Source organism: Sphingobium sp. PNB (assembly GCF_019873065.1).
Classification (GTDB): Bacteria; Pseudomonadota; Alphaproteobacteria; order Sphingomonadales; family Sphingomonadaceae; genus Sphingobium; species Sphingobium fuliginis.
This window is the reverse complement of the sequence record NZ_JAINEZ010000005.1, coordinates 39341-62901: the sequence shown is the minus strand read 5'-3', so window position 1 is coordinate 62901 and position 23561 is coordinate 39341. Positions and strand designations below refer to the sequence as shown.

The window sequence follows — 23561 nt, the reverse complement described above, 5'->3', positions numbered from 1 at the left end:
GTCACAGCTTCTTGTGCCAAGCGAAAGCACGCCTATATCCCTTGCGCAAACGCCCTTGCCTTGGCGCTTTCGTGAGGTATGGGGCCGTCAACCGCTGAATATGATTTGGGGTTCAAAGAGGACACAATGGCAAAAGTAATCGGTATCGACCTGGGCACCACCAACAGCTGTGTCGCTGTGATGGACGGCGGCAAGCCCAAGGTGATCGAAAATGCGGAAGGCGCGCGGACGACGCCCTCCATCGTCGCCTTCACCAAGGACGGCGAGCGCCTGATCGGCCAGCCTGCCAAGCGTCAGGCCGTGACCAATCCGGACAACACCATCTTCGCCGTGAAGCGCCTGATCGGCCGCCGCTTCGACGATCCGATGACCAAGAAGGACATGGAGCTGGTGCCCTACAGCATCGCCAAGGGTCCCAATGGCGACGCCTGGGTCAATGCCGGCGGCAAGGATTATTCGCCTTCGCAGATTTCCGCCTTCATCCTGCAGAAGATGAAGGAAACCGCCGAGAGCTATCTGGGCGAGACGGTGACGCAGGCGGTCATCACCGTGCCCGCCTATTTCAACGACGCCCAGCGTCAGGCGACCAAGGACGCCGGCCAGATCGCCGGTCTGGAAGTGCTGCGCATCATCAACGAGCCGACCGCGGCCGCGCTCGCCTACGGGCTGGAGAAGCAGGACGGCAAGACCATCGCGGTCTATGATCTTGGCGGCGGCACGTTCGACATCTCGATCCTGGAGATCGGCGACGGCGTGTTCGAGGTGAAGTCGACCAATGGCGACACCTTCCTGGGCGGCGAGGATTTCGACGCCAAGCTGGTGGAGTTCCTGGCTTCGGGCTTCCAGAAGGATGAAGGCATCGACCTCACCAAGGACAAGCTGGCTTTGCAGCGCCTGAAGGAAGCGGCGGAAAAGGCGAAGATCGAACTGTCCTCGGCCCAGTCGACCGAAGTCAACCTGCCCTTCATCACCGCTGACCAGAATGGGCCGAAGCATCTGGTCAAGACCATCACTCGCGCCGATCTGGAGCGGCTGGTGGCCGACCTCATCAAGCGGACGATGGAGCCTTGCAAGAAGGCGCTGGCCGACGCCGGCGTTTCCGCGAGCGAGATCAGCGAAGTGGTGCTGGTCGGCGGCATGACCCGCATGCCCAAGGTGCGCGAGGCCGTGAAGGAGTTCTTCGGCAAGGAACCGCATACCGGCGTGAACCCCGACGAAGTGGTCGCCATGGGCGCCGCCATTCAGGCGGGCGTGTTGCAGGGCGACGTCAAGGACGTGCTGCTGCTGGATGTCACTCCGCTGTCGCTGGGCATCGAGACGCTGGGCGGCGTGTTCACCCGCATGATCGACCGCAACACCACCATCCCTGCCAAGAAGAGCCAGGTCTATTCGACCGCCGACGACAATCAGCAGGCGGTGACGATCCGCGTGTTCCAGGGCGAGCGTGAGATGGCGGCGGACAACAAGCTGCTCGGCCAGTTCGACCTGGTCGGCATCCCGCCCGCGCCGCGCGGCGTGCCGCAGATCGAGGTGACGTTCGACATCGACGCCAACGGTCTGGTCAACGTCCATGCCAAGGACAAGGGCACGGGCAAGGAACAGCAGATCCGCATCCAGGCTTCGGGCGGTCTGTCGGACGCCGATATCGACCAGATGGTCAAGGATGCCGAGCGCTTTGCCGAGGAAGACAAGAAGAAGCGCGAGGCGGCCGAGGCGAAGAACAATGCCGAAAGCCTGATCCACACCACCGAACAGCAGCTTTCCGAGCATGGCGACAAGGTCGACGCTGGCCTGAAGTCGGAGATCGAGACCGCGATCGCGGCCACAAGGTCTGCGGTCGAGGGCGGCGATGCGGAAGCCATGAAGGCGAAGGCGCAGGAACTCGCCACGGTCGCGATGAAGCTGGGGCAGGCCATTTACGAGAAGGAGCAGGCGGCTGCGGCTGCTCCGGGCGCGGACGCGCCGAAGGCGGATGACGATGTCGTCGATGCCGAATTCTCCGAAGTGGACGATAACAAGGCGTAAGCTGATGTGCTTGCCCCGTCAGGACTGTTATGGCCTTGACGGGGCAGGGACGCCGGGGGCGAGATGAGCACCGAAATCGACTATTACGAACTGCTCGAAGTCGAGCGCACGGCGGACGCCGCCACGATCAAAAGCGCCTATCGCAAGCTGGCGATGAAATATCACCCGGACAAGACCGGGGGCTGCACCGACAGCGAGGCCAAGTTCAAGGCCGTTTCGGAAGCCTATGAATGTTTGAAGGACCCGCAGAAGCGCGCGGCCTATGACCGGTTCGGCCATGCGGCGTTCCAGAATGGCGGCGGTTTCGGCGGCGGGCGCGGCGGCGCGGGCGGCTTTTCCGATCTGGGCGATATTTTCGAGACGATCTTCGGTCAGGCGGCGGGCGGCTTCGGCGGCGGGCGGCAGGCGCAGCGGCGCGGGGCGGACCTGCGCTACGATATGGAAATCACGCTGGACGACGCCTATCATGGCAAGAAGACCGAGATCGAGATCGAGGTTTCGGCCCCTTGCGAAAGCTGCGACGGCTCGGGCGCGCAGCCGGGCACCGGGGTCAAGAGTTGCGGCACCTGCCATGGCCATGGCCAGGTGCGGGCGCAGCAGGGCTTTTTCGTGGTCGAGCGGACCTGTCCGTCCTGCCATGGCGCGGGTCAGGTGATCGAAAGCCCCTGCCGTAGCTGCCGGGGCGAGGGGCGGGTGGACAAGCCCAAGACGCTTTCCGTCAACATCCCCGCCGGCGTCGACGAAGGCACGCGCATCCGCCTGTCGGGTGAGGGCGAGGCGGGGGCGCGGGGGGCTCCTGCGGGCGACCTCTATATCTTCCTGCATGTGAAGCGGCACTCGATCTTCGAGCGGGACGGGACGACCCTGTTCGCGCGCGCGCCGGTCAGCTTCACGACCGCCGCGCTGGGTGGGGTCATCGAGGTGCCGGGGCTGGATGGCCGGCGGCATGAGATCAAGATTCCGAGCGGCATCCAGTCGGGCAAGCAGATCCGCCAGCGCGGCGCGGGCATGCCTGTGCTGAACGGGCGTGGGCAGGGCGATCTGGTGATCCAGGTCGACGTCGAGACGCCGACCAAGCTGAGCGCCAAGCAGCGCGAACTGCTGGAAGCCTTTCGCGAGACGGAAACCGGCGAGGAGTGCCCGCAATCGACCGGCTTTTTCAGCAAGCTCAAGGAATTGTGGGGGGACTGATTTTCCCTCCACCCTTCGGATGGTCTTCCCTGCCTCCGTTCGCCCCGAGCTGGTGGAGGGGCTTTTCTTTCTTCGAGGAGAAGGGAAGGGCTTCGACGGGCTCAGCCTGAATGGCGACAGGGCAGGGACTTTCGGTCCCGCCGCGCCCAGGCGTAAAAGGGAAATCCCCCCGCCATCAGCAGGAAGCTTGCTCCGCTGGGCACCAGCCCCGCGCCCCATAATGTCCAGAGCGCATAGCACAGCCCCAGCAGAGCTGCGGGCATCGCCAGCCGGAACCTGAGCGCCGCCAGCGCGCAGCCGACATAGAGCCAGAGCGTGGCCGAGGTCGACAGCAGCGCCATCGCCGTGAACAGCGCCACCAGCCCCTGCAGGCTGTTGGCGATCAGCATCAGCGTTCCGAGCAGGCAGGACAGCAGCAGCGCGCGGACCGGCGTGCCGCGACCGTTGGTCCCGGCCAGCCAGCGCGGCAATTCGCCGCCCCGCGCCATGGCAAGCGGCACTTCACCCTGCAACAATGTCCAGCCATTGAGCGCCCCGAGGCAACTGATCGTGGCGAAGACCGCGATGAGTCCCGCCGGGCCGGGCGACCAGTAATGCGCGACGAAGGCGGCGAAGGGGGAGCCGGACCGGCTTTCCTCCGCCGGCAGGGTGAGAGCGATGCCGGAGCAGACCAGCAGGTAGATGAGGCCGGTGACTGCCGTGCCGATCAGCGTGGCGCGCGGGATTGTCCGGGCGGGATCGCGCACCTTGTCGGCGGCGACGCTGGCCGATTCGAAGCCGAGCAGCGCCCAGAGCGTCAGCGCGGCCGAGGCGGTGATGCCGGCGCTGGTGAAGCCTTGCGCGGGGAATGGCGCGACCTGCGCCCGGCCATGGCCCAAGGTCAGGGCGAGCAGGACGAAGACGACAGCGATCGGGATCAGCTTGATCGCGGTGGTGGCGAGCTGGGTCGCGCCCGCGGCGCGTGCGCCGACCAGGTTGATGCCGGTCGTCGCCCAGAGGAAACCGATGGAAAGGAGCGCCCCCATTCCGGGCCGGTGCAGCGCGGGCAGGATGCTGCTGAGATTGGCGGTGGCGGCGACGGCGATGGTGACATTGGTGAAGATCACCGAAATCCAGTATATCCACCCGATCGCGAAGCCGGCGGACGGGCCATAGGCGCGGGTGATGAACTGCGCCGTGCCGCCGGCGTCGGGCATCCGCACCGTCAGCCGGGCGATGACATAGGCAAGGAGGAGGGAGCCGGCGATGGTGAATATCCAGCCCGCCACCGCATCCCAGCCGAACGGCGCGAGCGAGGCGGGCAGCAGGAACACGCCGGACCCGATCATGTTGCCCATCACCAGCGCAATGCAGGCGGGCAGGCCGAGCGTGCGGCTTGCCGGCACTGGCCCGTTCACGAAGCGGCTCGCTGCATCATGTCCCGTTTGATGGGCCCATGCCGCGCCGCGCGCAATGGGTCAATGGTCGGTGGCGATGACGGGCAGCGGTGGACGGTCCGTTGCGGGCGCCATGCGCGACGGGCGCCTGCGAAGGCAGGGCGCGGCTTTTCCGCCTTCGCTGGATTGACTGAGGCGGTTTGCCGAACGCGGGAGCTTCGGGCTGCAAGCGGGATCGCGCCGCTCAAAATCCAGCCATGATGCGCGCGGTCATGAGGATGAGCTTTCTGCAATCGCGTTCGAAGCCATTGCATTTGCGGATTTTTCCAGCCGACCTCAGATGGGCGTCGATGCTGCAACGCAGCAATCCTTTTATCAAGAGGTCGCCATGTTCTCCCTGTTGTCGCTATATTTTGCCTATCGCCGCGATGTCGTCGTTGCCGAGCGCTATGTCGCCGGACTGGCCAGGGCCGAAGCCCGCCCTGCCGCCCCGGCGGCGCGGCGTCCGGCCGAACGACTGCCCCTCGCCGCCTGAAACGCAGGGGCGCTCCGCCCGGCTTGGGCCGGGTGGAGCGCCTTGCCTGCCCCGGCGGTCAGGCCGCCAGGAACATATCCGGGTCGAGCGCCATCAGGCTGTCGGCGCCGCCCTCGATCTTGCGGCGGAGCGCGCCGGCGTCGGGCATGATGCGTTCCGCGAAGAAGCGGGCGGTCACCAGCTTGGCTTCCAGGAATTTCGCGTCGCCTTCCCCCGCCGCGAGCAGGGCCGCCGCGGCCTTGCCCATGCGCAGCCACATCAGGCCGGTCGCGACGATGCCCAATATGTGCATATAGTGCACCGCCCCCGCCCCGGCATTGTCGGGGTTCTTCATCGCATTCTGCATCAGCCACATGGTCGCCGCGCCAAGCTGGCCGCTCGCCTTTTCCAGTGCCTCGGCAAGGCCGGCGAGCTTCTCGTCACCCTTGGCCTGCGCCACTTCATCCGCGACGATCTTCAGGAAGGCCTGAAGCGCGCGGCCACCGTTCATCGGCAGCTTGCGCCCGACCAGATCCATCGCCTGCACGCCGTTGGTGCCTTCGTAGATCTGGGCGATGCGGACGTCGCGGACATATTGTTCGACGCCATTTTCCCAGATGTAGCCATGGCCGCCGAACACCTGCTGCGCCATGACGGTGACGTCGAAGCCCTTGTCCGTGCCATAGCCCTTGATCACGGGGGTCAGCAATTGCACCAGATCGTCGGCGGCCTGGCGTTCCTCTTCGGTGGCGGCCTGATGGGAAAGATCGACCTGGAGCGCGCCCCAGAGCATCAGCGCGCGCAGCCCTTCGGTCAGCGCCTTCGCCTCCATCAGCATGCGGCGGACGTCGGGATGGACGAACAGCGTGTCGGCCTTTTCCTCCAGGTCCCTGGGGCCGGTCAGGGCGCGGCCCTGACGGCGGTCATGGGCATAATGGGCGGCGTTCTGATAGGCGATCTCCGCCTGTCCCAGGCCCTGGAGGCCGACGCCCAGCCGCGCCGCGTTCATCATGATGAACATGGCGGCCAGGCCCTTGTTCTCCTCGCCCACCAGCCATCCGGTGGCCCCGTCATAGTTCATGACGCAGGTGGCGTTGCCGTGAATGCCCATCTTGTGTTCAAGCGATCCGCAGGAGACCGCGTTGCGCTGCCCCAGCGATCCATCCTCGTTCACCAGGAACTTGGGCACCACGAACAGCGAAATGCCCTTGCTGCTGTCCGGCGCGCCGGGGGTCTTGGCAAGGACGAGGTGGATGATGTTTTCGGCAAGGTCATGCTCGCCCGCGGAAATGAAGATCTTGGTGCCGCTGATCGCGTAGCTGCCGTCGGCGTTCGGAACCGCCTTGGTCTTGATGAGGCCAAGGTCGGTGCCGGCATGCGGCTCCGTCAGGTTCATCGTCCCGGTCCATTTGCCCGACACCATATTGGGCAGATATTTCCGCTTCTGTTCCTCGCTGCCCTTGGCGAGCAGGGCGGCCACGGCCCCGCTGGTCAGGCCATGATACATTTCGAAGCTGTGATTGGCCGAGAGGATATATTCGCTGACCGCTGTGGCGACGACATGGGGCAGGCCCTGGCCGCCATATTCGGCCGGCGCGTGCAGCGTGGTCCAGCCGCCCTCGACATAGGCGTCATAGGCCGCCTTGAAGCCGGTCGGGGTGGTGACGCTGCCGTCGGGGTGGCGGGTGCAGCCTTCCCTGTCGCCCACGGCGTTCAGGGGGAAGAGGACTTCGGCGGCGATCCTGCCGCCTTCGGTCAGGATCGCGTCGACCAGGTCCGCCGACGCATTTTCGAAGCCGGGGAGGTTGGTGTAGCGGTCCAGCCCCACGATGTGATCGAGCACGAAGCGGGTGTCGCGGACGGGGGCGGTATAGCTGGGCATGATCTTCTCCGGACGGTTCTGTTCTGGTGGGGGATTATCTGTCGAGGACGGTCACGAACTGCGAGAGTTCCGCGATGGCGGCGTCGATGTCGTCCTTCTGCCGCGTGAGCAGGTCGATGCGCGCCCTGCACTTTTCTATGGTGACGCGGCGCTGTTCCTCATGCTCCTCGTCGGCGTCATAGAGGTCGATCATCTCGCGTATGTCGGACAGGCTGAAGCCGACCCGCTTGCCGCGCAATATCCAGGCCAGGCGGGCGCGGTCGCGGCGCGAATAGATGCGGGCGAGGCCCTGCCGTTCCGGGGCGATCAGCCCTTCATCCTCGTAGAAGCGCAGGGCGCGGGCGGTGACGCCGAATTCTTCCGACAGGTCGGTGATGGTATAAGACTGCCGGTCGCTGTGATCGGGCAGTTCGATACCGGCGATACTGGTGTGTTTGTCCATGCCGGCTGATGTAACGGTGCTTTACGTTTACGTCAAGGTGAGTGTGCGGCCCCTGGCCCTTTTGTCCTAGTGACAGGGCGGGCCGCCGCCGCTAGGGCCTGGGGCCATGATGGGGGCAGTCAGACGATCGGAATCGGCAAGGGGCCTGCTGGCCGCGCTGGCCCTGCTCGTCCTCGCGATCCAGCTTGTCGCGCCTTCGGGCTTCATGCCGGTGCGGACCGAACGGGGCGTCGTCGTGACGCTCTGCACCGGGCAGGGCGCGGTCAATGTCGTGGTCGACCGGGGCGCCTTCGACCGGCATGGCGAGTCGGGCCGGCATCGTCCGGACGACGGTGCGCCGGGGCAGCAGCATTGCCCCTTTGCCGCATCGGTGCAGCCGCTGGTTCCGCCGCTGGCTCTGGCCGACCTGCCCCTGCCCGCTTGGCAGCTTGGTTTCGGGCCCATCGCCTTCGCGCTCAAGACCGGGCTGATCGCGCGGCTGGCCGCGCCGCCCCCGCCCTCCTCGGGGCCGCCCGCCTTCTGAAAATCCGCCATTTTCCGCGATTTTTCAGTAAGGTTATCATTTCATGCCAGTCTTTTCCGTTTCGCGCGGCGTCTCGCTGTGCGCGCTCGCCTGTTCCCTGTCCGCTCCCGCTTTGGCCGAGGAGGCCGAGCAGAGCCGGATCATCGTCACCGCCAGCCCCGTGGTGGAGGAAGCCGCGGCGAAAGTCGTCCGCACCCCCGGCGGCGTCGACGTGGTGTCGGCCGGGGATTTCGAGGACAGGCTCGCCATCTCCCTGCGCGATGCGCTGAGCTTCTCGCCCGGCGTCTACACCCAGCCGCGCTTCGGGCAGGAGGTGCGCATCTCCATTCGCGGGTCGGGCCTGTCGCGCGGCTATCATATGCGCGGGCTGACGCTGTTGCAGGATGGCATCCCGATCAACATGGCCGACGACAATGGCGACTTCCAGGAGCTGGACCCGCAGGTCTTCCAGCATCTGGAGGTCTATCGCGGCGGCAATGCGCTGCGGCTGGGCGGGTCGACGCTGGGCGGGGCGATCAATGCGGTGACGCCGACCGGGCGCACGGCGCCGGGCGTGGAGATGCGGGTCGACGGCGGGTCGTTCGACACGTTGCGGGCGAAGGCGGCCTATGGCCATGCCGACGGGCGGGGCGACGCCTGGGCAGCGGTGACCGCCGACCGGTCCGACGGCGACCGCGACCATGGACGGCGCAGGGCGCTGCGCTTCAACGGCAATGTCGGGCTGAAACTCAGTGAGCGGGTCGAAACGCGCTTCTATGCCAGCGTGCAGACGATCCGGCAGAAGTTGCCCGGCGCGCTCAATGAAAGCGATGCGCTGGATCATCCGGCGAAGGGCAATTTTACCGGCGATCAGGCGCGCAACATCGATTCGATCCGCTTGCAGAACCGCACCACGGTGGCGCTGGATGGCGGGGAGCTGGCGTTCGGCGTCTATTACAACGCCAAGGCGCTGGATCATCCGATCTATCAGGTCGTGGACCAGAAATCGGAGGATCGCGGGGTCTTTGCCAGCCTCGACCTGACAGGTGACCTTGGCGGGATGCCGGTCGGGCTGACGCTGGGCACGCAGGCGCGTTTCGGGCAGGGCCGGTTCCGGCAGTTCGTCAATGTGAACGGCAGGGCGGGGGCGCCGACATCCTATCAGAAGGCGCGGGCGCAGACGATCAACAGCTATGGCGAGGCGCGGATCGCGCCGCTTGCAGGGTTCTGGCTGATCGCGGGCGGCATCTACACCCATGGCGAGCGGCGGCTGGACAACCGCTTCGCTCCGGCGCGGAGCGGGGATGCGTCCTTTGACGCCTTCGCGCCGAAATTCGGGCTGCTGGTGGAGCCGGCGCAGGCGGTGCAATTCTATGCGAACTACAGCCGGTCGGTGGAACTGCCCGGCTTTATCGAGCTTGGCCAGACGCAGTTCGATACGCTGGCCGTCGGCTTCGTCCCGCTCCAGCCGCAAAAGGCATGGACAGCGGAGATCGGCACTCGCGGGACGCTGGGCATGGCCCGTTGGGACATCGGCATCTACCTGGCCGATCTTCGCGGCGAGATGCTGCAATATGGCGCGGGCGACAGCGCAATTCCGGCGGCGACCTTCAATGCGGGCCGCACGCGCCATCAGGGCGTCGAGGCAGGACTGGACCTGACGCTGACGCCTTGGGCGACGCTGCGGCAAGTCTATCAATATAGCGATTTCCGCTTCCGGGGCGATGCGCAGTTCGGGAACAACCGCCTGCCGGTGGTGCCGCGCCATTTCTACCGGGCGGAACTGAAGCTGGGGACGGAGCGGCTGAGCATTTCGCCCGCCGTCGAGTGGCTGCCGCAGGGGGCTTGGGTCGACTATGCCAATACCAAGCGGGTCGGGGATTATGCGACCCTGAACCTCGGCGCACAGGCGGAGGTCCGGAAGGGGCTGGCCCTGTTCCTCGATGCGCGCAACCTGACCGGCGAGCGGGCCGTGGGCGACATCAGCGCGGTGGTTCGCTATGTGCCGGACAATCTGGCGACTGTGGCGAATGAAGGCAGCGTCGCCTTTTATCCCATCGAACGGCGCGCCTTCTATGGCGGGGTGCGCGCCCGGTTCTAATTCAAGCGTCATTCGCGCGAAGGCGGGAAACGCAGTTCAGCAAAGCTAATCCATCTCCGACGCGGCATCCCGTCTATTCTTATGGGAGATGGGTTCCCGCCTTAGCGGGAACGACAATGGGAGAGATAATCTAAGGAGCACTGGAGCCGACTCGGTAATAGGTTTAGGGGCAGGCGGATGTTGCGCCTTTCCGGACTGAAACTGCCCCTCGACCATCCCGCCGGGGCGATGCCCGCCGCCATTTGCGAGCGGCTGGGCCTCGAACCGCAGGAATTGCTGGCCCATGTCGTCGTGCGCCGGGGCAATGATGCGCGGCGGAAGAATGCGATCCAGCTCGTCTATACCGTCGATGTCGAACTGGCCGACGAGGCGGGCGTGCTGGCGCGCTTCGCGAAGGATCATGACGTCCGCCCGCGCCCGGACACCGGTTATAAATTCGTGGCCAGTGCGCCGCCGGGCTGGTCGGGCAAGCGCCCCGTCGTGATCGGCGCGGGTCCGTGCGGGCTGTTCGCCGGCCTCATCCTCGCGCAAATGGGCTTCCGGCCGATCATCCTCGACCGGGGCAAGGTGGTGCGGGAACGGACCAAGGATACCTGGGGCCTCTGGCGGCGGGCCGAACTCAACCCCGACAGCAATGTGCAGTTCGGAGAGGGCGGGGCCGGCACCTTTTCCGACGGCAAGCTTTATTGCCGCGTCAAGGACCCGCGCTTCCTGGGCCGCAAGGTGCTGGAGGAATTCGTCGCGGCCGGTGCGCCCGACGACATCCTGACCGAGGCGCATCCGCATATCGGCACCTTCCGGCTGGTTTCCATGGTGGAAGCGATGCGGCGGCAGATCGAGGGGCTGGGCGGCGAATATCGATGGCAGCACCGGGTCGACGAACTGGAGCTGGAGCGGCAGGCGGACGGCACGCAAAAGCTGCGCGGGCTGCATCTGGCGGATGGCGGCTTCATCGAGGCGGACCATGTCGTGCTGGCGGTGGGCCACAGCGCCCGGCCCACCTTCGAGATGCTCCACCGCCGGGGCGTGCATATCGAGGCGAAGCCCTTTTCCATCGGCGTGCGGATCGAGCATCCGCAAAGCTGGATCGACCGGGCGCGCTACGGCAGTTGCGCGGGGCATCCGGTGCTGGGGGCGGCGGCCTACAGCCTGGCCCATCATTGCGCCAACGGGCGGACGGTCTACAGCTTCTGCATGTGCCCCGGCGGGCGGGTGGTGGCCGCGACGTCCGAGGAGGGGCGCGTCGTCACCAACGGCATGAGCCAATATTCGCGGGCCGAGTTCAACGCCAATTCAGGGCTGGTCGTCGGCATCGATCCGGAACGGGACTATCCCGGCGGGCCGCTGGCGGGGATCGAATTGCAGCGCCATTGGGAAAGCATGGCCTTCGTCGCGGGCGGCGAAAGCTATCATGCGCCGGGGCAGAAGGTGGGCGATTTCCTTGCCGGCCGCGCCTCGACCGGGTTGGGGGAGGTCGTCCCTTCCTACAAGCCGGGCGTGACCCTGACCGACCTGTCGCGCTGCCTTCCCGAATTCGTGCTGGAGGCGTTCCGCGAGGCGATCCCGGTCTTCGGCCGGCAGATCGCGCGCTACGACCATCCGGACGCTGTGATGACGGGGGTGGAGACGCGCACCTCCTCCCCCATCCGCATCACGCGGGGCAGGGATTTCCAGAGCCTGAATGTCGCGGGGCTTTATCCGGCGGGCGAGGGGGCAGGCTATGCGGGCGGCATCCTTTCCGCGGCCATCGACGGCATCAAGGTGGCGGAAGCGGTGGGGCTGGGCATCGCGGCGACATGACGTCGCATCTTCCCGATTGCGCAGCCATGCGCGACCTGCCGCTTTGGCGGGGTGAAATAAAGCGGTCACGCGCCCGTCATCCCATCGTCTCCTGACCGACGCTCTGCCGTAACTCCAGCGTCAAGGCGCCGTCATGCAGCTGCGTTAGCAGTCGTGGCATGACGACCAGCCCCGACCGCTGCATGCGCATTCCGGCCGCCGACAAGGCGCGGCTGCGCGTCCTTTTCCTTGCCAAACATGCCTGCGCGGGCGGGCGGCCGGACGCAGTGGACGGCAATCACGCCATCTATCATCATGAGATGCGCTCCACGCTGGAGGGCATCGGCCTCCATGTCGCCGCCGCCAGCCGCTATGATGCCCTGTTCGAACGGCCCGATGCCGATTTCGTCGTCACCCTGCTCAATCGCGGCGGCTTCCAGAACAGCGAGATGCTGGCGCCCCTGCTGCTGTCGTGGCGCGACGTCCCCTTTCTGGGCGCCAGCCCGATCGTGCGCGGCGTGTCGGACGACAAATATCTGAGCAAGCTGATCGCGCGCGCCCGCGGCGTGCCGACCATGAAGGCGCAGCTCTTCCGGCGCGGCGGCCTGCCCGGCGGCCCCGCTTTCGCGGCCGAGCGGCTGGTGGTGAAGCCGAACGCATCCTCCGCCTCCTGGGGGCTGGCCATGGTCGACGGCTGGGCCGAGGCGCTGGTCCATGCCGATCATCTGTTCGACCTGGGCCATGACGTGCTGGTGGAGGCCTGGGCTCCGCTGCTGGATGTGGCGGTGCCGGTGGTGGGCGGCAGCGGCAACGCCCCCTGGGTGCTGCCGCCGATGATGTACGTTCCCGCCGACCCGCATCGCGAGCGCAGCTATGAGGAAAAGCGCGGCCTGGTGGATGCGGGCGACGATCCGCTGATGCTGGTCGAGGATCGCGACCTGCGCGAGCGGCTGGAGGATTTGACCCGCCGCCTGCTACCCGAATTCTGGCCGTTCGACTATGGCCGGTTCGAGTTCCGCTACGATCCGGCGACCGATGCGCTGCTGTTCATGGAACTGAACCTGTCCTGCAATCTCTGGTCGAAGAAGACCATTTCGCGTTCCGCCCGTTCGCTGGGCGTGGATCATCCCGCGCTGGTCGAGACCATCGTGGCGCACAGCCTGTTGCGGCAGGGGCTGTTGCGGCAGGGGCTGTCGGCCGACGTGCCGGACCGGGCGGCGGCATGACCACGGCATTGATCCTGGCGGGCAGGCGCGACGGCCTGACCGATCCGCTGGCGCTGGAAGCGGGCGTGTCGCACAAATGCCTGGCGCCCGTCGCTGGCAGCCCGATGCTGACCCATGTGGCCGCGGCACTGGCGGCAAGCGACGGGATCGGGGAGATCCGCGTCGCCATCGAAGATCCCGAAGTGCTGGCGGGCGTACCGCTGCTGCGCCGCCTGCTCGACAGCGGCCGGATGATGCCGGTGGCCGCGCGGCCCAATCTGGTCGACAGCATCCTTGCCGCCGAGCAGGGCGCGCAGTTCCCGCTGTTCATCACCACCGCCGACAATGTGCTGCTGACGCCCGAAGCGGTGGCCGACATGCTGGGCCAATGCGGGACGCCGGGAACCGACGCGGCGGTCGCCTTCGCCCGGCGCGAGTCCGTGCTGGCCGCCCATCCGGAGGGGCAGCGCAAATTCTACCGCTTTGCCGAGGGCAGCTATTCCAACTGCAACAGCTATTGGCTGAAGGACCGCGCAGCCCTGACGGCCGCAGAGACATTCCGGTCGGGGGGGCAGTTCGTCAAGCATCCGATGCGCATCGTCAACGCCTTCGGTTTCCTGAATCTCGTCCGTTTCCGCCTTGGCATCGGCACGCTGGCGGAGACCTTCGCCCGCTTTTCCCGGCGGTTCGGCATGACCATCGCGCCGGTGATCCTGAGCGACGGCGCGGTCGCCATCGACGTCGACAACAGCCGCACCCGCGCCGTCGCGGCGGAACTGCTGAACGCCCGCATGACGGTGGCGCAGGCGGCGGAGTAGCCGCCTTGTTCACCCTGCGCGCCCTGCCCGCCGGACCGGGCGACAATGAGCTGATGGCCGCCTATCACCGGGGGCTGCGCAGCCATTGGAGCCTGAGCCGACGGGTTCTTGCGCGGCTGTTGGCGGAGGCGGGGCAGGGCGGCTGGAGCCGCGCCGAGCGGGCGATGCTGAGCGAAGCCGCGCGCGCCCAGGGCCTGTCGATGCGCGACCGCAAGGGGCTGCACCGGCTGCTCAATCCGGGCGCCTTTCCGCTTGCCGCCAACCCGCTCAAGAACAAGCGGCTGTTCGCCCGGCTGGTGCGGGAGGCGGGCCTGCCCGCGCCGGACAGCCACGATCCGGAGCGGGAGGCGCTGGCGCAATGGCTGGGCCGCCATCATGACATCATCGCCAAGCCCAGCTACACGTCCAGGGGGCGGGGCGTGGAGCGTTTCGTCCGGGACGGGGACCGCTGGCGCGGCGGCCATCGCCGCCTGTCCGAAACGGCGCTGCTCGCCCGGCTGCACCGGCAATGGGCGCGGGGCGGCGTCATCCAGCAGCGGCTGGCCACCCATCCGGCGCTGGAGCCGGTGTCGCCCGGCGCGCTGCCGACCCTGCGGGTCGTGACCGTCCTTGATGAGCGGGGCGCGCCGGAGGTCTGCGCGCTGGCCTTGCGCCTGTCGGCGGGGGAGGGGCGGCCGGTCGACAATTTCAATGCGGGCAATCTGGTGCTGGCGGTGGACGATGCGGAGCGCTGCGGCGCTGCGTGGCGCGGAGGCATGGGACGGGTTCGTCCGGGCCGGCACCCCGCCACCGGTGCGATGCTTGAAGGCATGATGCTTCCCGACCGGGATGCGGCGGAGGCCCTGGCGCTGGCCGCGCACCGGCGCTTTCGCGAGGGCTTCGCGGTCATCGGCTGGGACATCGGCCTGACCGCGCAGGGACCGGCGCTGATCGAGGGGAACTGGAACCCCGGCACGGACATTGTGCAACTTGTCAGCGGGCGAGGCGTCGGGACCGGACGCATGGGCGCATTATACCGCCATCATCTCGACCGTTTGCCCGATCAACGCTGGCGCACGGCCCGCGCCATCGAAACGGAGGCGCGGCGGTGATCGTCCTCTACGTCCACGCCCTGGCGGCGACCGGCGTGGTGCGCAATGCGCGGCTGCTGGCGGCCGCCCTGGCGGAGCGCGGCCATCAGGTGGAACTGGTGACGGCCGCGCCCGGTGGGGAGGGCGTTCCGGGCGTGCGCCACCATGCGCTGCTCCAGCGAAGCCATGCCTCCCGCCTGATCGAAAAGCTGATCGCGATTCACGCGCTGCGCCGCCATTTGCGGCGGCGCGCGCCGGGCCTGCTGATCTCCGCCGGCAATCACGGTCATTTCGTCGCCTGGGCGGCCAGCAGGGGGCTTGGCGGCCTGCGCCGCGTCTATCGCATCAGCAACGACATGGTGCGTGCCGTTCCGGGCGCCCCGCATGGCGGATCGGCGGGGTGGGAGCGGCGGATCATGACCCGCCTGATCGCCGCCGACGCCGACCGGGTCGTGCTGGTGTCGCCGACGCTGGCCGCCGCGCCGGCCTTTGCGGCGGCGGCGCGCGAGGGGCGGGTCGCGGTCATTCCCAACGGCATCGACGCCGCCGCGGCGCGCGCAAGGGCGGAAGGTCCGGCGCCCCATGGCTGGATGACCGAGGATGCGCCGGTCATCCTCGCCATCGGCCGGCTGGCGAAGCAGAAGAATTTCGAGACGCTGCTGCGCGCCTTCGCCACCTTGCGGCAAAGCCGGCGGGCGCGGCTCATCATCCTGGGCGAGAGCCGGGACCGGATGCGCGACCGGCTGATGGAGCAGGCGCGCAGGCTGGGCATGGCGGACGATCTGGCGCTGCCCGGCGTGGTGGCGAACGTCTTTCCCTGGCTGGCGCATGCCGACGCCTTCGTCCTGCCGAGCTGGTGGGAAGGATCGCCCAATGTGCTGCTGGAGGCGATGGCCGTGGGCGTTCCGATGGTCGCCTCCCGCACGGCGGGCAATGCGGCCGATCTGCTGGATGGCGGGCGGTTCGGGCGGCTGGTCGACCCGGCGGATGCGACGGCCATGGCGGATGCGCTGCTGGGCCAGATCGAACCCGCCAGCGCCATCCTGCCGGGCAACAGGATAGAGGCGTTCAGCCTGGAGAGGGCGATGGCGGGCTGGACGGATATTGTGGAGCGGCTCGGGGTGAGGGGACATCCGGGGAAAGGCCGAGTCGCCGCCGCGAGCTTGGGTCCCGTTCACCAAAACTGATCAACGACAACGGGTTGGCCCGCATCCCCGCCGCGCGCCCGGCAGCCATGCGGCCACGCCGGAGCAAAGGCACAATCGTGAAATATTATGTATGTCGATGAGATTGTTGGTTTATATTCATTACCAGCATGATCGATTTTGTAATATATAGCTTCGCGCTGCTTTCGGCCGGTCAGACACAGCCGCAGCCGCAATCCACGACATCATTATCCTGGCAGAGGAGGCCCTTATGCGTGCCAGATATTTGGTGCTTTGCTCGTCCCTGCTGCTGTCGACAGGGGTTAGCGCCAAACAGCCCGGTGACCAGCTGACCGTCATTGCCTCTCCCGAAAAGGAGATGACGCTTGAAAAATGGCAGAGCCGGACCGCGACCCGGCTGACCGGCAGCATCCGCCGCGCCGCCGATCAGAATTTCGACCGGGATGCGACCGGCTATACCCGCGTCGAATTCCGTCTGGACGGGGAGGGGCGGCCGCAAGCCGTCTCGCTGGCCCAGCCTTCATCGTCGCCCGCCGTCGACAGCATATCCCTGCGGGCGGTGAAGCGGATGGGGCGGCTGACGCCCCTGCCGCCGCAGATCGCCGCCTCGTCCCGGTTCGAAGCCTGGATCGTCGTCGCCAGCGACGCGCTGGAACGCGACGCCATGTTGCGCCGGCTGCGCACCGACCACCGCGCCCGGACGATGGCGCAGGCCGACGGCGACAGGCCGGTCCTGATTGCGTCGCGCTGAGCGCCGTCCTTCCCCCCGGACGGCGTTGCGCGATGCGGAGTCTGGAGGAGCGGCCGGGCGGTTCGATGCGGCGCGGGTCAGCCTGCGCGCATCCGCCCCGTTCGCTCTTCCAGCTTCCCTTGCCCGTCAATGGAAATAGGCGGCGGTATAGGGAAGCTGGAAATAGTTGAGCCCGCTGCCGATCGCCCGGCCCAGGCGCGAGCGGCTGTCGCGGAAGAACAGCTGCTTGATGTTGAGGCCGACGCCGAAGAAGATGTCGCGCTCCGGCTCTCTTCCGGCGGCGCGGTCGGCATTGGTGAAATTCCTGCCGCGATAGCCGACCTGCAGTTCGACGAAGCGCAGCGGGCTGTCGCGCAATCCCCTGAAACCGGAAAGTTCGAGCGCCAGCAGGAAGCGCTGCTGCTCATAATGACGCTTTCCCTTGAAGCTGTAGACCTCTGAATTGGGCATCATCAGCAGGCGGAAATCCAGCTTCTCCTCCAGCCCCGGCACGGTGTGGCGGAGCACCGAGAAGGCCGCGCCGCCGCTGTTGAAGACCACGTCCTGTATCGAAAAGCCGCTGTCCTTCTTATGCGCGTCCCACAGCTCGCCATAGAGCATGAGGCCCATGGAAAGCAGCGCCGCGGGCGCCGCCGCCCGCGCCCGGTCATGAGTCCTGCGGGCGATCCGCGCGCCCAGAAATTCAGCGAAGAGATAGGCGTTGAAGGCGTGGGTCAGCTTGTCGATGCCCAGATTATGGGTGTTCTTGCCGAACCAGCCCTCATCCTTGAAATGGAAATGGGTCGTGCCGTCGGTCCAATAGGCCTGCGTCGCGGTGATATAGGCGAACAGGCCGATAGTCTCCCATCTGGCGGCGCCGATGCGGCTGCCCAGCGAATGGTAACGCCCTTCAATGACGGTATCGGGAGGAGGCGGGATGCGCGGATCGGCCGGCCCCTGGACCCTGTTGCCGGTCTCGGGCGGTTCCGGCGTCATGGCGCGGAGGTCGAAGGGTGTTTCCAGCAGGGCCGTTTGGACCGCTTCATCCGGGCGGACGTCTTGCGCATCCGCCGGCGTCAGGGCGATGCAGAGAGCCCAGGGGAGCGGCAGGAATGTCCATGCAGGGCGCATCCTCTCCTCCCCGACAGACTGCGCCCATTGCAGGCTTTGCATGGGCGCTTGATCTCATCGCGGGAATTTAATCTGGACCGGCCATCGGGGACAATTTGCGAAAATGGGTAATGCTTGCCCATTATTGCTTATTGCGTTGGCAACTGCGTCCAATAGCCGACGATCTATATCCTGTATCGCGCCCTGCCCCGACGCGCCGGTGGAAATCCCCGGCGGCGGCGATGCGCCATGACATCTGCATGCCCGGGCCGCCCTATATGTCGGAAGTCATATGGCGTCGGATCGGATATTTTACCATTCTGTATCAAAGCGATACATATTTGCGGGGAAAGGCAAAATAGGTTGGAGGATCAATTATGAATGCGTAAATATACGCAATGGGAACAGGTCTCCGGTGGAGGATGGAGGCAGTCGGTAAGGGGCCCGTAGAGGTCGCTCCCGTGCCGGCGCCAGCTTTCCCAAGGTCGTGGACGGCGGGAGTCTGGCACCATTTCCCCCGCAGGTTCCCGCAACGGCTCCGGGCGATGGGACCACTGTCCCGCGCGGGGCAAGGACGATGGGGAGAGGACATGATTGCTAGCCTGGGCGTTTCCCTTCCCGGTCCGAGGTTGAGGGAATGATCGGCGCCCTGTTCCTGGCGTCCGCCCTAACGGTGGTCGATGGCGGCATGCTGCGCGTGAATGGCGAGCCGATCCGGCTGATCGGCATCGAAGCCCCCGACATTGTCGGCCGTTGCCGCAAGGGCAAGGCCTGCCCGGAGGACAGTTCGCGCCGGAGCAAGGAAAGCCTGAAGCACGCTTTGCGCGATCCCATCACCATCGTCCCCGTGGCGCGCGACGCCTATGGGCGCACCGTGGCCATCGTCTATGCCGGTGGGCTCAACATGTCGTGCGAACAGCTTCGCAAGGGCATGGCTGTCTATAGGCCGGCATGGGACATGGGGCGCCGGCTGGCCAAGGAATGCCGTTTCCTGACGAGGCGGTGATCGGGCGCGGCATTTTTAGAGCCCAAAGCGCCCCAAGCCTTGCCGTGCGTCCCGTGATTTTTAGGAAAGTGTGGATGCCCGACAAGGATTCGAACCTTGATTGACGGAGTCAGAGTCCGCTCTCTTACCATTAGAGGATCGGGCATCAGGATGAGCCAGCGGCTCACCGGAGAGGCGCAAATAGGCGGCGATTCCGGATTGGTCAAGAGTTTTGCGACAGGCCTGCCGGACAATTTCATGCCCTGCCCGGCGCAACCATAAAAGAAAACCCGCCGGACAGGCTGTCGCTTCCGGCGGGCTCTTCATCGATCCCTGATGGGGTACGAAGGGCTGGGAGCCGCTTCCCGAGATAGGAAGCGGACCCCATTATTTCAAAGCGCTTATTCCATGTCCTCGGTGGTGAAATCCTCACCCTGGACGACGGCCAGCGGATCGTCGCCAATGGCGGCTTCCGGACCCTGGCGCAGTTCGGCGGCATGCTCTTCGGCAGCCGTCTTGGGCGCGATCAGGTCGACCTGGCTGGAGGCCCGCAGCGCCGCCCGCATCGCCGCGTCACGCGACGAGGCGGCGACGCGCATGCGGTTCATGCCGGCGCCGGTGCCCGCCGGGATCAGGCGGCCGACGATGACATTCTCCTTGAGCCCGACCAGCGTGTCCTTCTTGCCCTGGACCGCCGCTTCCGTGAGGACGCGGGTGGTTTCCTGGAAGGAGGCCGCCGAGATGAAGCTGCGCGTCTGGAGCGACGCCTTGGTGATGCCGAGCAGCACCGGCTTGCCCTCTGCCGGCTGGAAGCCGGGCTGGAGCTTGGCGTTGATCTCCTCCATCTCCTCGCGGTCGACCTGCTCGCCCACCAGCAGCGTGGTGTCGCCGGACACGGTGATCTCGACCTTCTGCAGCATCTGACGAACGATCGTTTCGATGTGCTTGTCGTTGATCTTCACGCCCTGCAGTCGATAGACTTCCTGGATTTCGGCAACCAGATATTCGGCCAGCGGCTCGATGCCCAGCACCTCGAGAATATCATGCGGGTCGGGCGAACCACCGATCAGGTTGTCGCCGCGCTTCACATAGTCGCCTTCCTGAACGTCGATCACCTTGCTCTTGGGGATGAGGTATTCGACCGGCTCGCCGCCATCCTCCGGATTGATGGCGATCTTGCGCTTCGCCTTGTAATCCTTGAGGAACTGGACGCGGCCCGACACCTTGGCAATGATGGCATTGTCCTTGGGCTTGCGGGCTTCGAACAGTTCGGCGACGCGCGGCAGACCGCCGGTGATGTCGCGGGTCTTGGCCGCTTCGCGGCTGACACGCGCCAGCACGTCACCGGCCTGCACCTGCGCGCCGTCGTCCACCGACAGGGTCGCACCCACCGCCAGCATGTAGCGTGCGGCTTCGCCCGACTGGTCGTCGAGCAGGGTGAGGCGCGGGCGAAGGTCTTCCTTGGTGCGGGCGGACCCACGATGCTCGGTCACGACGCGCTGCGCGATGCCGGTCGCTTCGTCGGTCTGTTCGGTCAGCGTCTTGCCGTCGATCAGGTCCTGATACTTCACGATGCCCGGCTTTTCGGTGATCACCGGCATGGTGAAGGGGTCCCACTCAGCGAAGCGATCGCCCTTCTTCACGGTGTCGCCATCCGCGAACAGGATGGTGGCGCCGTAAGGCAGGCGGTGCGTTTCGCGCTCGCGGCCCTCGCTGTCGATGATCGCGATCTCGCCATTGCGGGCGAGCGACAGGCGGCGGCCATTCTTGTCGGTGATGGTCGGCATGTCGCGCAGCTCGATCGTGCCGTCCGACATGGCTTCCAGGTTCGACGTTTCGTTGAAGTTCGCCGCGCCGCCGATGTGGAAGGTCCGCATGGTGAGCTGCGTGCCCGGCTCGCCGATGGACTGCGCCGCGATGACGCCGACCGCTTCGCCGATATTGACCGGCGTACCACGGGCGAGGTCACGGCCGTAGCACTTGCCGCAGACGCCCATCTTGCTTTCGCAGATCAGCGGGCTGCGGATCTTCACGGCCTGCGTGCCGATGGCCTCGATCTGCGCGACCAGCGCTTCGTCGAGCAGCGTGCCGATGGGCACGATGACCGAACCGTCCTTGCTGTCGACGATGTCCTGCGCCGTCGTGCGGCCCAGGATTCGTTCGCCGAGCGAAGCGATGACCGAGCCGCCCTGCACGATGGCCTTCATCTCCAGCGCCTTGTCGGTGCCGCAATCCTCCTCGACGACGGTGCAGTCCTGGCTGACGTCGACCAGACGGCGGGTCAGGTAACCCGAGTTCGCCGTCTTGAGCGCGGTGTCGGCCAGACCCTTGCGGGCGCCGTGGGTGGAGTTGAAATATTCAAGGACGGTGAGGCCTTCCTTGAAGTTGGAGATGATCGGCGTTTCGATGATCTCACCCGACGGCTTGGCCATCAGGCCGCGCATGCCGGCAAGCTGCTTCATCTGCGCCTGCGAACCACGGGCGCCGGAATGCGCCATCATGTAGATGGAGTTGATCGGCGCCATGCGGCCCGTATTCGGGTCCTTGGGCTGGGCGCGGATTTCGTCCATCATGGCGTTCGCGACCTGGTCGCCGCAACGGCTCCAGGCGTCGATCACCTTGTTGTACTTTTCCTGCTGGGTGATCAGGCCGTCCTGATATTGCTGCTCATAGTCGGCCACCAGCGCCTTGGTTTCGTCGACCATCGCGGTCTTCGAATCCGGGATCACCATGTCGTCCTTGCCGAAGCTGATGCCCGCCTGGAACGCGTGGCGGAAGCCCAGCGCCATGATGGCGTCGGCGAACAGCACCGTGTCCTTCTGGCCGGTGTGGCGATAGACCTGGTCGATGACGTCCCCGATCTCCTTCTTGGTGAGAAGGCGGTTGACGACGTCGAAGGGCACCTTGTGCGACTTGGGCAGGCATTCGCCCAGCAGCATGCGGCCCGGCGTGGTCTCGAAGCGCTTCATATACTGATTGCCGGCTTCGTCGGTCTGCGGCACGCGGCTGATGATCTTCGAGTGCAGGGTGACGGCCTTGGCATAGAGGGCCTGATGGACCTCCTGCATGTCGGCCAGCAGCATGCCTTCGCCCGGCTCGCCTTCGCGTTCCATGGACAGGTAATAGATACCCAGCACCATGTCCTGCGAGGGGACGATGATCGGCTTGCCGTTCGCGGGGCTGAGGATGTTGTTGGTCGACATCATCAGCACGCGGGCTTCAAGCTGGGCTTCCAGCGACAGCGGCACGTGGACGGCCATCTGGTCGCCGTCGAAGTCGGCGTTGAAGGCCGAGCAGACCAGCGGGTGAAGCTGGATCGCCTTGCCCTCGATCAGCACGGGTTCGAACGCCTGGATGCCGAGGCGGTGGAGCGTCGGCGCGCGGTTCAGCATGACCGGGTGCTCGCGGATCACCTCGTCGAGAATGTCCCAGACTTCCTTGCGCTCCTTCTCGACCCACTTCTTGGCCTGCTTAAGGGTCATGGAGAGACCCTTGGCGTCGAGGCGGGCGTAGATGAAGGGCTTGAACAGTTCGAGCGCCATCTTCTTGGGCAGGCCGCACTGGTGCAGCTTGAGTTCCGGGCCGGTCACGATGACCGAACGGCCCGAATAGTCGACGCGCTTGCCGAGCAGGTTCTGACGGAAGCGGCCCTGCTTGCCCTTCAGCATGTCGGACAGCGACTTCAGCGGACGCTTGTTCGCACCGGTGATGACGCGGCCGCGGCGGCCATTGTCGAACAGGGCGTCGACGGCCTCCTGCAGCATGCGCTTTTCGTTGCGGACGATGATGTCCGGCGCGCGCAGTTCCATCAGCCGCTTCAGGCGGTTGTTGCGGTTGATGACGCGGCGATAGAGGTCGTTCAGGTCCGAGGTCGCGAAGCGGCCGCCGTCCAGGGGAACAAGCGGGCGCAGTTCCGGCGGGATGACCGGCACGACGTCCAGGATCATCCACTCCGGCCGGTTGCCCGATTCCAGGAAGGACTCGACGACCTTCAGCCGCTTGATGATCTTCTTGGGCTTCAGTTCCGACTTGGTGACGGCCAGTTCGTCCAGCAGCGCCTGCTTCTCGCCCTCAAGGTCGAGGTCCATCAGCATCTGCTTGACCGCTTCCGCGCCGATGCCGGCGGAGAAGGCGTCTTCGCCATATTCGTCCTGCGCGTCGAGCAGTTCGTCCTCGGTCAGGAGCTGATACTTCTCCAGCGGGGTCAGGCCCGGCTCGGTGACGATGTAGCTTTCGAAATAAAGGACGCGCTCAAGCTGCTTGAGCTGCATGTCGAGCAGCAGGCCGATGCGCGAGGGCAGCGACTTCAGGAACCAGATGTGCGCGACGGGCGCGGCCAGTTCGATATGGCCCATCCGTTCGCGGCGGACCTTCGACACCGTGACTTCGACACCGCATTTTTCGCAGACGATGCCCTTGTACTTCATGCGCTTGTACTTGCCGCACAGGCATTCATAGTCCTTGATCGGACCGAAGATGCGGGCGCAGAACAGGCCGTCACGTTCCGGCTTGAACGTGCGGTAGTTGATGGTTTCCGGCTTCTTGATCTCGCCGAAGGACCAGCTGCGGATGCGCTCCGGAGAGGCAAGGCCGATCTGGATCTGGTCGAAGGTTTCCGGCTTCTGGATCGGATTGGCGAAGTTCGTCAGTTCGTTCATTTTTCAG

Annotated in this window: 17 protein-coding genes and 1 tRNA gene; 12 read left to right on the top strand and 6 right to left on the bottom strand. The window is 66.0% G+C overall.

Features of this window, described 5'->3' with window-relative positions; translation table 11 throughout:
• The first annotated feature begins 126 nt into the window (after nt 1-126).
• On the top strand, nt 127-2025 hold the full coding sequence (gene dnaK, locus K7W03_RS03260; protein ID WP_048577023.1) for a molecular chaperone DnaK: 1899 nt from the start codon (nt 127-129) through the stop codon (nt 2023-2025).
• 63 nt (nt 2026-2088) lie between these two features.
• Entirely contained in the window at nt 2089-3216 is a 1128-nt protein-coding gene (gene dnaJ / locus K7W03_RS03255; protein ID WP_061936458.1) for a molecular chaperone DnaJ, read from the top strand.
• Nucleotides 3217-3317: 101 nt separating this feature from the next.
• Here the strand turns inward: dnaJ and K7W03_RS03250 are convergent, their stop codons facing one another.
• On the bottom strand, nt 3318-4613 hold the full coding sequence (locus tag K7W03_RS03250) for an amino acid permease (RefSeq protein WP_103000220.1): 1296 nt from the start codon (nt 4611-4613) through the stop codon (nt 3318-3320).
• A 367-nt stretch (nt 4614-4980) separates the two neighbouring features.
• Here K7W03_RS03250 and K7W03_RS03245 point away from each other — a divergent pair, with 367 nt between their 5' ends.
• On the top strand, nt 4981-5127 hold the full coding sequence (locus K7W03_RS03245; protein WP_165363328.1) for a hypothetical protein: 147 nt from the start codon (nt 4981-4983) through the stop codon (nt 5125-5127).
• A 58-nt stretch (nt 5128-5185) separates the two neighbouring features.
• Here the strand turns inward: K7W03_RS03245 and K7W03_RS03240 are convergent, their stop codons facing one another.
• Together K7W03_RS03240 and K7W03_RS03235 are read right to left on the bottom strand one after the other, a co-directional pair.
• Nucleotides 5186-6988 carry an acyl-CoA dehydrogenase C-terminal domain-containing protein gene (locus K7W03_RS03240; protein WP_222885552.1) on the bottom strand — a complete coding sequence of 601 codons (1803 nt, stop codon included), beginning with the start codon at nt 6986-6988 and terminating at the stop codon, nt 5186-5188.
• A gap of 34 nt (nt 6989-7022) precedes the next feature.
• The gene (locus K7W03_RS03235; protein WP_025548781.1) at nt 7023-7430 is read right to left on the bottom strand and encodes a MerR family transcriptional regulator; all 408 of its coding nucleotides are present in this window, start codon (nt 7428-7430) and stop codon (nt 7023-7025) included.
• Between the two features lie 106 nt (nt 7431-7536).
• Between K7W03_RS03235 and K7W03_RS03230 the strand changes: the two genes are divergently transcribed.
• The 8 genes from K7W03_RS03230 (at nt 7537) to K7W03_RS03195 (ending at nt 16822) form a co-directional block, all read left to right on the top strand.
• Complete coding sequence (locus K7W03_RS03230) at nt 7537-7953, top strand: hypothetical protein (protein WP_044661631.1); 417 nt, start codon at nt 7537-7539, stop codon at nt 7951-7953.
• Between the two features lie 43 nt (nt 7954-7996).
• Nucleotides 7997-10033: a TonB-dependent receptor family protein gene (locus tag K7W03_RS03225; protein WP_222885551.1), complete on the top strand. Its 2037-nt coding sequence runs from the start codon at nt 7997-7999 to the stop codon at nt 10031-10033.
• A 177-nt stretch (nt 10034-10210) separates the two neighbouring features.
• Nucleotides 10211-11833, top strand: coding sequence for an NAD(P)/FAD-dependent oxidoreductase (locus K7W03_RS03220; RefSeq protein ID WP_048577026.1), 1623 nt, complete (start codon nt 10211-10213; stop codon nt 11831-11833).
• Between the two features lie 158 nt (nt 11834-11991).
• On the top strand, nt 11992-13038 hold the full coding sequence (locus K7W03_RS03215) for a phosphoribosylglycinamide synthetase (RefSeq protein ID WP_222885550.1): 1047 nt from the start codon (nt 11992-11994) through the stop codon (nt 13036-13038).
• Nucleotides 13035-13835 (top strand): NTP transferase domain-containing protein, encoded by an 801-nt coding sequence (locus tag K7W03_RS03210; protein WP_222885549.1) that lies wholly within the window; start codon nt 13035-13037, stop codon nt 13833-13835. Before K7W03_RS03215 ends, K7W03_RS03210 begins: the two co-directional genes overlap by 4 nt.
• 5 nt (nt 13836-13840) lie before the next feature.
• Entirely contained in the window at nt 13841-14926 is a 1086-nt protein-coding gene (locus tag K7W03_RS03205) for a sugar-transfer associated ATP-grasp domain-containing protein (RefSeq protein WP_222885548.1), read from the top strand.
• Nucleotides 14923-16092, top strand: a complete 1170-nt coding sequence (locus tag K7W03_RS03200; protein WP_222885547.1) for a glycosyltransferase — start codon at nt 14923-14925, stop codon at nt 16090-16092. The genes K7W03_RS03205 and K7W03_RS03200 overlap by 4 nt, the downstream gene beginning before the upstream one ends.
• 229 nt (nt 16093-16321) lie before the next feature.
• A complete protein-coding gene (locus tag K7W03_RS03195) occupies nt 16322-16822 on the top strand; it encodes an energy transducer TonB (RefSeq protein ID WP_222885546.1) in 501 nt (166 codons plus the stop codon).
• A 126-nt stretch (nt 16823-16948) separates the two neighbouring features.
• On the opposite strand, the gene K7W03_RS03190 is transcribed toward K7W03_RS03195, so the two are convergent.
• The gene (locus K7W03_RS03190) at nt 16949-17974 is read right to left on the bottom strand and encodes a DUF2279 domain-containing protein (RefSeq protein ID WP_226869661.1); all 1026 of its coding nucleotides are present in this window, start codon (nt 17972-17974) and stop codon (nt 16949-16951) included.
• Nucleotides 17975-18548: 574 nt separating this feature from the next.
• On the opposite strand from K7W03_RS03190, the gene K7W03_RS03185 reads away from it, so the two are divergent.
• The gene (locus K7W03_RS03185; RefSeq protein WP_137709356.1) at nt 18549-18917 is read left to right on the top strand and encodes a thermonuclease family protein; all 369 of its coding nucleotides are present in this window, start codon (nt 18549-18551) and stop codon (nt 18915-18917) included.
• A gap of 71 nt (nt 18918-18988) precedes the next feature.
• Here K7W03_RS03185 and K7W03_RS03180 read toward each other — a convergent pair.
• Together K7W03_RS03180 and rpoC are read right to left on the bottom strand one after the other, a co-directional pair.
• Nucleotides 18989-19062 (bottom strand) — tRNA-Gln (locus K7W03_RS03180).
• Between the two features lie 235 nt (nt 19063-19297).
• Nucleotides 19298-23554 carry a DNA-directed RNA polymerase subunit beta' gene (rpoC, locus tag K7W03_RS03175; protein ID WP_037482269.1) on the bottom strand — a complete coding sequence of 1419 codons (4257 nt, stop codon included), beginning with the start codon at nt 23552-23554 and terminating at the stop codon, nt 19298-19300.
• Between the last annotated feature and the right edge of the window lie 7 nt (nt 23555-23561).